The organism is Streptomyces sp. NPDC000075, from assembly GCF_040301925.1.
In the GTDB taxonomy this organism is placed as follows: domain Bacteria; phylum Actinomycetota; class Actinomycetes; order Streptomycetales; family Streptomycetaceae; genus Streptomyces; species Streptomyces polychromogenes.
The window spans coordinates 121207-134502 of sequence record NZ_JBEPFL010000014.1; the positions used below are offsets into that span (position 1 = coordinate 121207).

Consider the following 13296-nt stretch of genomic DNA (forward strand, 5'->3'; position numbering starts at 1 on the left):
CCGCCGGCCACGTGACGGCGCCTCCGGGCAGGTGGGGGGAGTGCGATGCAGGAGATCCGCAAGGGTGCGAACGTCAGCCTGAACGCCTTGAGCGAGGACGTCGGCGCGGTCGTGTTGAGCCTGGGCTGGACCAGCGCGTCGGGTGCGGGGGACGCGGACGTCTCCGTGCTGCTGGTCGACGAGAACGGCAAGATCCGCAGCGAGAACGACTTCTACTTCTACAACAACCCGGCCGCCCCGGACGGGAGCGTGCAGCTCCTGGGCAAGACGGCCACCGACAGCGGCGACGAGGACCGCATCAGCGTCGACCTGACGGCGGTGCCGGCGGACGTGGCACGGATCGTGGTGGCGGCCAGCCAGTACGGCGGGGCCCGCTTCGGCGACCTGGACGACCTGCGGATGACGGTCGCCGACCGGTCGGGGGAGCCGCTGGTGGGCTTCTCCATCGACGACGCGGGCGTGGAGACGGCCTTCATCTTCGGGGAGCTGTACCGGCGGGGCGAGGAGTGGAAGTTCCGCGCCGTGGGCCAGGGGTACGAGACCGGGCTGGCCGGACTCGCCACGGACTTCGGCGTCGTGGTCGACGAGTCGGAGGAAGCCGACGGGGCGGATGGGGCCCCCGAGGCCGACGTGACGGGCGAGGGCGACGGCTCCGCGGACCGCGCGGCGGGCCCGGCCGACCCCGCGAAGGGGGCCGACCCGGCCGCTGGGGCCGACACGGCCCCGGACTCCGCCGACGGGGCCGGGGACGTCCCCGCCGCGCCCGTTCCGGCGCAGACGCGTGGCAGGAGCCCGCGGACGGCCCGGAAGAAGATCACGCTGCCCAAGGTCTCCGGCAAGTCCCTCGCCGAGAACGACTCCTGGCGGCCCGCGCGCCTCTTCCCCGTCCCCACCCTCAAGAGCGACCGGGAACGCGAGGTGCGCGCCACCTCCGTGCTGCTCGCCGTCATGGCGCAGGTCCCCGAGCTGGGGCGCCGACTGACCGCCGGGTTCGGTGCGCCCGCCGGGCGGATGCAGACCTTCACCGAGGTGTCCCTGCCCCACGGCGACACGCCCCGGCGCCCGGACGGGGTGATCCGGGTCGAGCGGGCGGGCAAGCTGTGGACGGCACTCGTCGAGACCAAGACCAACGGGAACCCGCTGCGGGCCGAGCAGGTCCAGGAGTACATGGACATCGCCGCGCGCCGGGCCTACGAGGCCGTGATCACGCTCTCCAACGACGTGGCGCTCGACGGGTCCCCCGTGGTGGACGTCAGGACCGACGGCCGGCGCAAGCACAAGGTCAGCCTGTGGCACCTGTCGTGGGCGGAGGTGGCGCACCAGACGCAGCTGCTGATCCGGCACGAGGGCGTGGCCAACGCCGCGCACGCCTGGCTGCTCCAGGAGCTGCTGGAGTACCTCCAGCACGAGAACTCCGGCTGCCACGGGTTCCAGAACATGGGGCCCGCCTGGGTTCCCGTGCGCAAGGGGATCGACGACGAGACGCTCAGCGTCGGGGATCCGCGTGCGGTGGAGGTGGTGGAGAGCTGGGAGCGGCTGATCCGGCAGGTCTGCCTGCGCCTCGGCGGGGAGCTGGGGCAGAAGGCGCTGCCGGTGCAGCGGGCACGGCGCGGCAGTGACCCGCAGGCGCGGCGGGTGGCCGCGGCGGAGCGGCTGTGCCGGGAGGGCCGACTGGCGGCGGAACTGCGCATAGAGGGGACGGACCGGGTCATCGCGGTCACGGCGGACCTGCGGACGGCGAAGGTCCGCACCTCCGTGGACGTCCCGGCGCCGGCCGGCTCCTACCCGCTGACCACGGCGAAGCGGCTGCTGCGGATGCTGGCCGAGGCCCCGGCCGACCTGCACGTGGAGAGTCTGGTGGAAGGGGGCGGCGGGCCGCGCGGCACTCTGGAGCGGCTGCGGCCGGAGCCGGCGGACCTGCTGCCCAAGGGCGGTGCTCAGCTCACCGGGTTCCGCTTGTCCCTCGTCAAGGGGACGGGCACGACCCGGGGCAACGCGGAGTCCGGGTTCATCCGCAGCGTGGACGAGGCCGTGGAGCGGTTCCACCACGGTGTGCTGGCGCACCTGGGCGGCCTGGAGCCGCGCACCGCTCGCAAGGGCTGAACCCCGCGCCCCGGGCCCGGTACGGGGCCCGGGTGCGGTGGGGCTCAGACGTCGGTGAGGCGCAGGCCCGCGTGGGCCTTGTAGCGGCGGTTCACCGAGATGAGGTTGGCGACCATCGCCTCCACCTGGTGAGCGCCCCGCAGACGGCCCGCGAAGACGCCGCGCATGCCGGGGATGCGGCCCGCGAGGGCCTGGACCAGGTCGGTGTCGGCGCGGGACTCGCCGAGGACCATGACGTCGGTGTCGATCTCCTCGACCGAGGTGTCCTGGAGGAGGACCGCCGAGAGGTGGTGGAAGGCGGCGGTGACGCGGGAGTCCGGGAGCAGGGCGGCGGCCTGCTGGGCGGCGCTGCCCTCCTCGACCTTGAGGGCGTAGGCGCCCTGCTTGTCGAAGCCCAGCGGGTTGACGCAGTCCACGACGAGCTTGCCCGCGAGGTCCTCGCGCAGGGCCTCCAGGGTCTTGGCGTGGCCCTCCCAGGGCACGGCGATGATCACGATGTCGCTGCGGCGGGCGCAGGTGGCGTTGTCCGCGCCCTCGACGCCGAGGCCCAGCTCGCGGGCAGCGGTCTCGGCACGGTCGGCGGCGCGGGAGCCGATGATCACCTTCTGGCCGGCCAGGGCGAGCCGGTAGGCGAGGCCGCGGCCCTGGTCGCCGGTGCCGCCGAGGACGCCGACGACCAGGCCGGAGACGTCGGGGAGGTCCCAGGGGTCCTTGGCCGGCGGCTTCTGCGTGCTGTCTGAGGAGGTCGGGGAAGTCGAGGAAGTCATGGGGGCGAGCGTACTGCCGGGTAGGCGGGGGCCGAAGGGGTGGCGCGGTGGGGAAGCGCCTTCCGCGGCGCGTCGGGTGCGGCAGGATGCGGGCCATGGATGCCGTGAGGGTGGCTCTGTTGCGCGAGGTGCTGGCGGGGACGCCGTGGCCGGGTGAGGCGCGGAGGTTCGCCGGGTCGCTGCGGCGGGCGGTGCTGCCGGCCGGCGGGGGCCTGCTGCTGGTGGGGACGGAGCGGTACGAGCCCTGGCACCTGGCGGCGCACCTGGTGGACGAGGCCGCCTGGTCCGGCCGGGCGGAGCTGGCGCCGACGCTCGTGCGGCACCGCGTGCTGCCGGACGCGCCGCCGCACCTGTCGGTCGGGCTGAGCAGGCTGGAGGCGGCCCGGCGCGGGCACACCCTGCTGGTGGTGGCCCCGGGGCCGCCGGGCGAGGGGCTGCTGGAGCGGGTGCACGACGCCCGGCGCGCGGGGGCGACCGTACTGTCCCTGGACGGCGGGGACGCGGACCTGGGGGCCCTCGCGCACGACGCGCTGTCGGTGCCGGCCGAGAACGGCGCCCTGGACCTGGACACCGTGCAGCACCTCGTCGGGGCCGCCGCCGGGGAGAACGGGCTCCCGGTGCGGCGGGGCGGGGGCACGGGCCGGCGCCGGCTGCGCGACCGGCTGGCGCGGCTGGCCGATCAACTGGCCGCGCCGCCGCCCAGCCGCTGGTAGGGGGGAGGCGTCAGGGCGTCGCGGTGCCCGTGCCGTCCCCCTCCTCCCCCTGACCCTCGCGGGTCTTGTCGTTCCAGTTGGGATCGTTCTGCCATTCGAGGTTGCGCTCCTGGGCCGTCTCCATGGCGTGCGCGGCCTCCTCGGGGGTCGCGTACGGGCCGAAGCGGTCCTTGGCGGGGCACTCGGGGCCCTCCTCGACCTTGTGGTGGACCAGGCAGTAGTACCACTCGCCCGGTTTGCCCACCTGGCGCTTCTTGAACAGGGCCATCGTCTCCCGGCTCCTCTCGGTCCTCGTTTCTCCAGCGCCATGCTGCCCCATGCCCGCTGGATACACTCGCTTGCATGTCTGGCCAGTCGCTGCTCGTACCAGGCGAGCTCTCTCCCGCCCGTTCCGTTCCCGGAAACATCCGCCGGCCCGAGTACGTGGGCAAGCCCGGCCCCAAGCCGTACACCGGCCCCGAGGTGCAGTCCGCCGAGACCATCGAGGCCATGCGCGTCGCCGGCCGCATCGCCGCGCAGGCGATGGAGGAGGCCGCCAAGCACATCGCGCCGGGGGTGACCACGGACGAGCTGGACCGGGTCGCGCACGAGTACATGTGCGACCACGGCGCGTACCCGTCGACGCTCGGCTACCGGGGCTTCCCCAAGTCGCTGTGCTCCTCGCTCAACGAGGTCATCTGCCACGGCATCCCCGACTCGACGGTGCTGCGCGACGGCGACATCGTCAACCTCGACGTGACGGCGTACATCGGGGGCGTGCACGGCGACAACAACGCCACCTACCTGTGCGGCGAGGTGGACGAGGAGTCGCGGCTGCTGGTGGAGCGGACCCGGGAGTCGCTGAACCGGGCCATCAAGGCGGTCAAGCCCGGCCGTCAGATCAACGTCATCGGCCGGGTCATCGAGTCGTACGCGAAGCGGTTCGGCTACGGCGTGGTCCGGGACTTCACCGGGCACGGCATCAACTCGTCCTTCCACTCCGGCCTGATCATCCCGCACTACGACAGCCCGCACGCGACGACGGTCATGGAGCCGGGCATGACGTTCACGATCGAGCCGATGCTGACCCTGGGCACGCACGAGTACGACATGTGGGACGACGGCTGGACGGTCGTGACCAAGGACCGCAAGCGGACGGCGCAGTTCGAGCACACGCTGGTGGTCACGGAGACGGGGGCGGAGATCCTCACCCTGCCGTAGCGGCACGCGCCGTAGGGGATTTTTTACCGACAACGCGTCGGGAACACATTGACTTAGGTATGCCTAAGCAGGAAGATCGGGCGTGGCGGCGGTGTCGCCGCGCCCGATTCCTCTCCCCGGAGGTCCGTTGTGGACGCCTTCTCCACGGTCATCCGCGTCGCCTCGCACGAGCAGCACACCGAAGCCGAGACCTCCACGTTCATGAGCGACCTGCTCGGCGGGCGGCTCGGGGTGGACGCCTACACCCGCTACACCGAGCAGCTGTGGTTCGTGTACCGGGCGCTGGAGGACGCGGCCGACGCGCTGCGCGCGGACCCGGTGGCGGGCCCGTTCATACGGCCGGAGCTGATGCGCGTCGCCGAGATCGAGCGGGACCTGGCGCACCTGGCCGGGCCCGGCTGGCGGGAGGCGGCGACGGCGCTGCCCGCGACGGAGGCGTACGCGGCCCGCGTGGCGCACTGCGCGCGGAGCTGGCCGGGCGGGTACGTCGCCCACCACTACACCCGCTACCTGGGCGACCTCTCCGGCGGGCAGATCATCCGGGACAAGGCGGAGCGGACCTGGGGTTTCGCGCGCAAGGGCGACGGGGTGCGGTTCTACGTCTTCGCGGACATCGCCAATCCGGCGGCGTTCAAGCGGGAGTACCGGGAGCTGCTCGACGCGATCGCCGCCGACGATCTGGAGAAGCGGCGGATCGTCGACGAGTGCAAGCGGGCCTTCGACTTCAACGGGGCCGTGTTCCGGGAGCTGGGCGAGGAGTTCCGGATCAGCGCGTAGGGCGCGTAGGGGCTACGACGCGAAGCGGACCCGGCCGCCCAGTTCCACCGTGCCGTCCGGGGCCGGGGCCGTCAGGAGCTGGGAGCCGGCGCCCTGGGTGATGTTCAGGGCGCGGTTCAGCTCGGCGGTGAGGAGGATCGCCGCCGAGCCGGTGGCCTCGTCCTCCGCGATGGCCCCGTCGGGGCGGCGCGGGAAGCCCCGGGCGCGGATCCGCCCGGCGGGCTCGTCCTCCCAGGCCCAGGCGTAGAGCCAGCCCTCGCCGGGCGGCGGGGTGGGCAGCGCGTCGACCTCGGCGGCGCTGGCGTACTGCCGCGTGCGCTTGGCGGTGACCCACTCGGGGCGGGCCGTGATCCAGGTGAACTCGCCGTCGTGGCGGGCCCATACGGATCCGGCGGCCGGCTGGAGCTCCTCGATGTCGAGCAGCCAGGCGAGTCCGACCAGCGGGTGCCCGGCGAAGGACATGCGCGTGCCGGGGGTGCGGATGTCGACGACGCCGCGCTCGGGGTCGTCGACGAACACCGTCTCGCTGTAGCCGAGTTCGGCGGCGAGGGCCTGCCGGGCCGCGTCGTCCGGGACGGTGCGGCCGTCGCGGACGACGCCGAGCAGGTTGCCGTGGCGGCCGTCAGCCGCGCAGAACACCTTGATCACGTCGAGATCGTTCACAGCGGCATTCAAGCACGGGCCGGCCGGACCCCGGTTCCGCGCGGCGGGGTCGCAGCCATGGCCGCGGCCATGGCCGCCACCGGGGTCAAGGGCCTCGCGCGGCGGCCGGTGGAGGTGCTCCCGCGCCCCGCGCACCGGTGCGCCCCCCGGTGCTCCCCGGCGCGGGCGAGACCGGGCGAAACCGGACGGTGACCCCGGTCCCGCACGGAATGCGGACGGGGACTTGACCCGCGCTTGACTTTCGCTTGAGCCGGTCATGGAGCGGCCGTGACGGCCCCGTGTCCGGGGCCGGAAGGTGAGAGCTGAATCACTGGACGAGTGGGTATCGGTCAGGTAAGCCTCGGTTAAGTTAGGTCCGCCTCACCAAGGCCGCCCCACGCCTCCACCCTCGCCAGGAGCCCCTATGCGCCCCGCCCGCCTCACCGTCCTCACCGCGGCCGCAGCCGTCGCCGCGCTCACCGCCGTCACCGGCTGCGCTGAGAAGAGCGACAAGGGCGGCTCGGACGCGATCCACGTGAACGCGACCGACAGCGCGTGCGAGGTCTCCAAGACCGACTTCCCGGCGGGCAAGGTCTCCATCGAGGTCGAGAACAAGGGCTCCAAGGTCACCGAGCTGTACGTGCTCTTCCCGGACGACCGCATCGTCGCCGAGCGCGAGAACATCGGCCCCGGCACCAAGGCCACCATCACCGCCGAGATCAAGGCGGGCGACTACCTCTTCACCTGCAAGCCCGGCATGAAGGGCGACGGCATCCGCACCAAGGTCAAGGCCACCGGCAAGGGCGGCGCCGAGAAGCGCAGCCCCGAGCTGGACGCCGCCGTGGCCGCGTACCGCAAGTACGTCCAGGAGCAGGCCGACGAGACCCTGCCGAAGGCGCAGGCCTTCGCCGACGCCGTCAAGGCCGGCGACCTGGAGGCCGCGAAGAAGGCCTACGCCCCCTCCCGCCTGGGCTGGGAGCGCACCGAGCCGGTCGCCGAGTCCTTCGGCGACATCGACCCGAAGGTCGACGTCCGCGAGGACGGCCTGGAGGCCGGCCAGGACCCGGCGAAGGACTGGACCGGCTGGCACCGCCTGGAGAAGTCCCTCTTCCAGGACAACAAGATCGACGACAACGACAAGAAGCTCGCCGACACCCTGATCACCGACCTCACCGCCTGGCAGAAGAAGGTCGGCGAGGCGGAGATCACCCCGACCTCCATGGCCAACGGTGCCAAGGAGCTCCTCGACGAGGTCGCCACCGGCAAGGTGACGGGCGAGGAGGAGCGCTACAGCCACACCGACCTGGTCGACTTCAAGGGCAACGTCGAGGGCGCCGAGAAGTCCTACGAGCTCCTCAAGGCCGTCACCGCGAAGAACGACCCCGAGCTCGCCAAGCAGCTGGACACCCAGTTCGCCGCGCTGAACACCCTCCTGGACAAGTACCGGGCCGACAAGAACACCTACGAGTTCACCTCGTACGACAAGGTCGGCGAGGCCCAGCGCAAGGAGCTCTCGGACGGCGTCAGCGCCCTGGCCGAGCCGCTCTCGAAGCTGGCCGCAGCGGTCGCCAAGTAGTCCACAGCCAGGCAGAGCGGGAGATCCCACCATGACCGACGCCCAGGAGCCGAAGGTGTCCGAGGCCCAGGAGTCCGCCCAGGAGTCCGCCCAGGAATCCACCGGGGGCGCGACCGCGCCGTCGCGCCGTTCCGTCCTCGGCTGGGGCGGTGCCGGGCTCGCGCTCGGCGCGGCCGCCGCCGGCGGCGCCGTGGCCGCCCTGGGCGGCGGCTCGGACATCGCGCCGGCGGCCTCCGCCGGCGCGGCCGTGCCCTTCCACGGCGAGCACCAGGCGGGCATCGCCAGCGCCGTCCAGGACCGGCTGCACTTCGCGGCCTTCGACGTGAAGACGAAGGACCGCGAGGAGCTCGTCAAGCTCCTCAAGGACTGGACGGCCGCCGCCCGGCTGATGACGGCCGGCCTGCCCGTCGGCGACGTGTTCGAGGGCGTGCCCGAGGCCCCGCCGACCGACACCGGCGAGGCCCTGGGCCTCAAGCCCTCCCGCCTGACCCTGACCTTCGGCGTCGGCCCGGGCCTGTTCGCCAAGGACCGCTTCGGCCTGGAGGGCAAGCGCCCCGAGGCCCTGGTGGACCTGGAGGCCTTCCCCGGCGACAACCTGGACCAGGCCCGCTCCGGCGGCGACCTGTGCGTCCAGGCCTGCGCCGACGACCCGCAGGTCGCGGTGCACGCCATCCGCCAGCTGGCCCGCATCGGCTTCGGCAAGGTCGCGGTCCGCTGGTCGCAGCTCGGCTTCGGCAAGACCTCCTCGACCACGCCCGACGAGCAGACCCCGCGCAACATGATGGGCTTCAAGGACGGCACCCGGAACATCTCCGGCACCGACACCGCCGCCCTCGACAAGCACGTGTGGGTCGGCGCGGGCGACGGCAGCGACTGGATGACCGGCGGCTCGTACCTGGTCGCCCGCCGCATCCGGATGCACATCGAGACCTGGGACCGCACCTCCCTGCGGGAGCAGGAGGACATCTTCGGCCGCGACAAGGGCGAGGGCGCCCCGGTCGGCAAGTCCAAGGAGCGCGACGAACCGTTCCTGAAGGCGATGAAGCCCGACTCGCACGTGCGCCTCGCGCACCCCGACAGCAATGACGGCGCGACCATCCTGCGCCGCGGCTACTCCTTCACCGACGGCACGGACGGTCTGGGCCGGCTCGACGCGGGCCTGTTCTTCCTCGCCTACCAGCGCGACGTCCGCAAGGGCTTCGTCGCGATCCAGCGCCGGCTGTCGAAGAACGACGCGCTGAACGAGTACATCCAGCACGTGGGCTCGGCCGTCTTCGCCGTCCCGCCGGGCGTCCGCGACAAGGACGACTGGTGGGGCCGGGCGCTGTTCGCGTAGTCGCGTAGTCCCTTCCGGAGAGGAAACGCCGTGTTCGGCAACTATCTGATCGGCCTGCGCGAGGGCCTCGAAGCGAGCCTGGTCGTCTGCATCCTGGTCGCCTACCTGGTCAAGACCGGGAACCGGGCCGCGCTGCGGCCCGTGTGGCTCGGCATCGGCATCGCCTGCTCGATCTCGCTGGCCTTCGGCGCGCTGCTCACCTTCGGCACGCAGGAGCTGACCTTCGAGGCGCAGGAGCTGCTCGGCGGCAGCCTGTCGATCGTCTCGGTCGGCCTGGTGACGTGGATGGTCTTCTGGATGAAGAAGACCGCCCGGCACCTGAAGAGCGAGCTCCAGGGCAAGCTCGACGCGGCGCTCGCCATGGGCACCGGCGCGCTGGTCGCGACCGCGTTCCTGGCGGTGGGCCGTGAGGGCCTGGAGACGGCGCTGTTCGTGTGGGCGTCGGTGCGGGCCAGCGGGGAGGGTTCCTCGGCGCCGCTGATCGGTGTGCTGCTGGGCATCGGGACGGCGATCGTCCTGGGCTGGCTGTTCTACCGGGGCGCGCTGAAGATCAACCTGTCGAAGTTCTTCACGTGGACCGGCGGGATGCTGGTCATCGTGGCGGCGGGCGTCCTCGCGTACGGGGTCCACGACCTCCAGGAGGCCGGGTTCCTCGGCGGCCTGCAGAACAAGGCGTTCGACATCAGCTCGGCGGTCCCGCAGGACAGCTGGTACGGGGTGCTCCTCAAGGGCGTCTTCAACTTCCAGCCGGACCCGACGGTGGCGCAGGTCGTCGTCTGGACCCTGTACCTCGCGGCGGTCCTGACCCTGTTCCTGCTCCCGGCGGGCGTGCGCGGCGCGGCCAAGACCCCGGCCGCGGTGAAGTAGCCTCCGCCCGAAGAGCCCGGCGCCCGGTTCGCTCCCCCCTCCGCGGGGACGAACCGGGCGCCGTTTTCCGTTCCGCGGCTAGCCGCGGCCGATGTACGGCATGGCGGTCGCCATCACGGTGGCGAACTGGACGTTGGCCTCCAGCGGGAGCTCGGCCATGTGCAGGACCGTGCGGGCCACGTCCGCCGCGTCCATGACCGGCTCGACCGCGAGCTGCCCGTTCGCCTGGAGGATCCCGGTCCGCATCCGCGCCGTCATGTCCGTCGCCGCGTTGCCGATGTCGATCTGCCCGCAGGCGATCCGGTACGGGCGCCCGTCCAGCGACAGGGACTTCGTCAGGCCGGTCATGGCGTGCTTGGTCGCGGTGTAGGCGATCGAGTTCGGGCGCGGGACGTGGGCCGAGATGGAGCCGTTGTTGATGATGCGGCCGCCCTGCGGGTCCTGTTCCTTCATCACCCGGAAGGCCCCCTGCGCGCAGAGGAAGGCCCCGGTGAGGTTGACGTCGACGACCTGGCGCCACTCCTCGTACGCGATGTCCTCCAGCGGGACCCCGGCCGGGCCGAAGGTGCCGGCGTTGTTGAACAGCAGGTCGAGGCGGCCGTACCGCTCCCGTACGGTCTCGAACAGCGTGGTGACGTCGCCCGGGGCGCTCACGTCCGCCCGTACCGGAAGGACGTCCGCGCCCTGACCGGCCGCCGCGGCGGTCTCCTCCAGGGGTCCGGTCCGGCGCCCGGCCACGGCCACCGACCAGCCGGCCCCCGCGAGGGCGAGGGCCACGGAGCGGCCGATACCGGAGCCGGCCCCGGTCACTACAGCGATCTTGTTCCCACGTGCGCTCATGGGGCCGCAGAGTACGTCACACCGGACATCCGTCCCGGAACGTTCCGCCAGCTGAGAGCATGGGTCGGTCAGGGGCACATAAAGCAGATGAAAAGACTGGAGTGCGTATGTCGGAGAGAGGCCCCTCGGCGGCCCCCTCGCACGGGCCGCAGCCTTCCCCCGTGGCCCCCGCCACCGTCCCCCTGACCGCCGCGCGCCGCACCGGCCTGCTGGTCACCTTCATCCTCGGCGGCCTGACCGCTCTGCCCCCGCTGTCCATGGACATGTACCTCCCGGCCCTGCCGGAGGTCACCACCGCCCTGGGCAGCCCGGCCGCGACCGTCCAGCTCACCCTGACCTCCTGCCTCGCCGGCATGGCGCTCGGCCAGCTGGTCATCGGGCCCATGAGCGACAAGTGGGGGCGGCGCCGGCCGCTGCTCACCGGTATGGCCGTCTACGTCCTCGCCACCGCGGTGTGCGCCCTCGCCCCCTCCGCCGGACTGCTGATCGGCTTCCGGCTGCTCCAGGGCCTGGCCGGGGCGGCGGCCATCGTCATCGCGCGGGCCGTCGTCCGCGACCTGTACGACGGGGTCGAGATGGCCCGCTTCTTCTCCACCCTGATGCTCATATCCGGCACCGCCCCGATCATCGCCCCGCTGATCGGCGGCCAGGTGCTCCGCTTCGCCGACTGGCGCGGGGTGTTCGTCGTCCTCACCGCCGTCGGCCTCGCGCTGACCCTCGTGGTCTGGCGCGGCCTCGGCGAGACGCTGCCGCCGGAGCGGCGGCAGACCGGCGGCGTGGGCGCCGCCCTGCGGACCATGCGGGGGCTCCTCGCCGACCGGGTCTTCGCCGGCTACACCCTGGCGGGCGGGTTCGCCTTCGCCGTGCTCTTCTCGTACATCTCCGCCTCGCCCTTCGTCGTCCAGGAGATCTACGGCGCCTCCCCGCAGGCCTTCAGCCTGCTCTTCGGCCTCAACTCCGTCGGGCTGATCGTCGTCGGCCAGGTCAACGGCAAGCTGCTGGTCGGCCGGGTCAGCCTGGACAAGGTCCTCGCCGTCGGCATCGCCGTGCTCACCACGGCCTCGGTGGCCCTGCTGCTGATGTCCACCGGGGTGTTCGGGGAGACCGGTCTGGTGCCCGTCGCCGCCGCCCTGTTCGTGCTGATGTCGGCGATGGGCCTGGTGCTGCCCAACACCAACGCGCAGGCCCTGATGCGCACCCCGCACGCCGCCGGATCGGCGTCCGCGCTCCTCGGCACCTCCTCCTTCCTCGTGGGCGCGGTGGCCTCCCCGCTGGTCGGGATCGCGGGCGAGCACACGGCCGTGCCGATGGCCCTGGTCCAGCTGAGCTGCTCGCTGCTGGCGGCCGGCTGCTTCCTCGCCCTGTGCCGCCCCTGGCGGGACCGGGAGCCCATGGCCGTACCGGGCGCCCCGGCCGCGCCGTAAACTTCGCTGGTGAACGCCACCGCCCCCACCACCGCCGAAACCCTCCGCAGCGCCCTCGGCGGGCTGCTCGACGGACTCCCGCCGAAGCAGGCCACGGCCGCCGTCGAGCGGCTCATCGCCAACTACCGGGGCACCATCCCCACCGACGCCCCCGTCCTGCGCGACCGCTCCGACGTCGCGGCGTACGCGGCGTACCGGATGCCGGCCACCTTCGAGGCCGTACGGTCGGCGCTGGACGGGCTGGCGGAGGCCGCGCCCGCGTGGGTGCCGGGCTCGCACGTGGACGTGGGCGGCGGGACGGGCGCCGCGACCTGGGCGGTGGACGCCACCTGGGACGGGCCCCGCACGACGACGGTGCTGGACTGGGCGGAGCCGGCCCTCGCCCTCGGCAAGGAGCTGGCCGCCCGCTCGGCCTCGGACACCCTGCGCGCGGCCGACTGGCGCCGGGCCGTCATCGGGACCGGGATCGCCCTGCCCGACGCGGACCTGGTCACCGTCTCGTACGTACTGGGCGAGCTGACCGAGCCGGCCCGCCGGGCGGTCGTCGCGGAGGCGGCCCGCGCCGGGCAGGCCGTCGTCCTGATCGAGCCGGGCACGCCCGAGGGGTACCTGCGCATCCGTGAGGCCCGCGACCAGCTGATCGCCGCTGGGCTGAAGGTGGCCGCGCCCTGCCCGCACGACGGGACCTGCCCGATCGACGTGGGCCGGGACTGGTGCCACTTCGCGGCCCGGGTCAGCCGCTCCTCCCTGCACCGGCAGGTCAAGGGCGGCTCCCTGCCGTACGAGGACGAGAAGTTCGCCTACGTGGCCGCGACCCGTTTCCCCACGGCGCCCGTCCCCTCCCGGATCACGCGCAAGCCGCAGATCCGGAAGGGGCTCGTCCTGCTGGACCTGTGCGGTCCCGAGGCGGAGGGGCTGGGCCGGGCCACCGTCACCAAGCGCCACGGCGACCTCTACAAGGCGGCCCGGGACGCCGAGTGGGGCGAGCAGTGGCCCCCGGCGGACGCCCCGGACCGGGACCTCTAGGGGTCCCGGGGGGGGCGGGGCGCCG

At 73.0% G+C, this 13296-nt stretch carries 13 protein-coding genes; 9 read left to right on the forward strand and 4 right to left on the reverse strand.

Annotation, left to right across the window (positions count from 1 at the left end; translation table 11 throughout):
- Window positions 1–45: 45 nt before the first annotated feature.
- Window positions 46–2103, forward strand: coding sequence for a TerD family protein (locus ABT403_RS18490; protein WP_344153460.1), 2058 nt, complete (start codon window positions 46–48; stop codon window positions 2101–2103).
- A 44-nt stretch (window positions 2104–2147) separates the two neighbouring features.
- Here ABT403_RS18490 and npdG read toward each other — a convergent pair whose 3' ends face one another.
- Window positions 2148–2870, reverse strand: coding sequence for an NADPH-dependent F420 reductase (gene npdG / locus ABT403_RS18495; RefSeq protein ID WP_344153457.1), 723 nt, complete (start codon window positions 2868–2870; stop codon window positions 2148–2150).
- A 95-nt stretch (window positions 2871–2965) separates the two neighbouring features.
- Here npdG and ABT403_RS18500 point away from each other — a divergent pair, with 95 nt between their 5' ends.
- Window positions 2966–3583 carry a hypothetical protein gene (locus ABT403_RS18500; protein WP_344153454.1) on the forward strand — a complete coding sequence of 206 codons (618 nt, stop codon included), beginning with the start codon at window positions 2966–2968 and terminating at the stop codon, window positions 3581–3583.
- Between the two features lie 10 nt (window positions 3584–3593).
- Here the strand turns inward: ABT403_RS18500 and ABT403_RS18505 are convergent, their stop codons facing one another.
- Window positions 3594–3851, reverse strand: coding sequence for a hypothetical protein (locus ABT403_RS18505; protein WP_344153451.1), 258 nt, complete (start codon window positions 3849–3851; stop codon window positions 3594–3596).
- A 74-nt stretch (window positions 3852–3925) separates the two neighbouring features.
- On the opposite strand from ABT403_RS18505, the gene map reads away from it, so the two are divergent.
- Together map and ABT403_RS18515 are read left to right on the forward strand one after the other, a co-directional pair.
- Window positions 3926–4783 carry a type I methionyl aminopeptidase gene (gene map, locus ABT403_RS18510; protein WP_344153448.1) on the forward strand — a complete coding sequence of 286 codons (858 nt, stop codon included), beginning with the start codon at window positions 3926–3928 and terminating at the stop codon, window positions 4781–4783.
- A gap of 129 nt (window positions 4784–4912) precedes the next feature.
- On the forward strand, window positions 4913–5560 hold the full coding sequence (locus ABT403_RS18515; RefSeq protein WP_344153445.1) for a biliverdin-producing heme oxygenase: 648 nt from the start codon (window positions 4913–4915) through the stop codon (window positions 5558–5560).
- Window positions 5561–5572: 12 nt separating this feature from the next.
- On the opposite strand, the gene ABT403_RS18520 is transcribed toward ABT403_RS18515, so the two are convergent.
- Window positions 5573–6223, reverse strand: a complete 651-nt coding sequence (locus ABT403_RS18520; RefSeq protein ID WP_344153442.1) for a PhzF family phenazine biosynthesis protein — start codon at window positions 6221–6223, stop codon at window positions 5573–5575.
- Window positions 6224–6626: 403 nt separating this feature from the next.
- Between ABT403_RS18520 and efeO the strand changes: the two genes are divergently transcribed.
- The 3 genes from efeO to efeU are packed head-to-tail and all read left to right on the forward strand — an operon-like array spanning window position 6627 to window position 9981.
- Window positions 6627–7778, forward strand: a complete 1152-nt coding sequence (efeO, locus tag ABT403_RS18525) for an iron uptake system protein EfeO (protein ID WP_344153439.1) — start codon at window positions 6627–6629, stop codon at window positions 7776–7778.
- Window positions 7779–7809: 31 nt separating this feature from the next.
- A complete protein-coding gene (efeB, locus tag ABT403_RS18530) occupies window positions 7810–9114 on the forward strand; it encodes an iron uptake transporter deferrochelatase/peroxidase subunit (RefSeq protein ID WP_344153436.1) in 1305 nt (434 codons plus the stop codon).
- Window positions 9115–9144: 30 nt separating this feature from the next.
- Window positions 9145–9981 carry an iron uptake transporter permease EfeU gene (gene efeU / locus ABT403_RS18535; RefSeq protein ID WP_344153433.1) on the forward strand — a complete coding sequence of 279 codons (837 nt, stop codon included), beginning with the start codon at window positions 9145–9147 and terminating at the stop codon, window positions 9979–9981.
- 78 nt (window positions 9982–10059) lie between these two features.
- Here efeU and ABT403_RS18540 read toward each other — a convergent pair whose 3' ends face one another.
- Window positions 10060–10821, reverse strand: a complete 762-nt coding sequence (locus ABT403_RS18540) for an SDR family oxidoreductase (RefSeq protein ID WP_344153430.1) — start codon at window positions 10819–10821, stop codon at window positions 10060–10062.
- A 107-nt stretch (window positions 10822–10928) separates the two neighbouring features.
- On the opposite strand from ABT403_RS18540, the gene ABT403_RS18545 reads away from it, so the two are divergent.
- Both ABT403_RS18545 and ABT403_RS18550 read left to right on the forward strand, forming a co-directional pair.
- Window positions 10929–12245 carry a multidrug effflux MFS transporter gene (locus ABT403_RS18545; RefSeq protein WP_344153427.1) on the forward strand — a complete coding sequence of 439 codons (1317 nt, stop codon included), beginning with the start codon at window positions 10929–10931 and terminating at the stop codon, window positions 12243–12245.
- Between the two features lie 9 nt (window positions 12246–12254).
- Window positions 12255–13271, forward strand: a complete 1017-nt coding sequence (locus tag ABT403_RS18550) for a small ribosomal subunit Rsm22 family protein (protein WP_344153424.1) — start codon at window positions 12255–12257, stop codon at window positions 13269–13271.
- The last annotated feature ends 25 nt before the right edge of the window (window positions 13272–13296 follow it).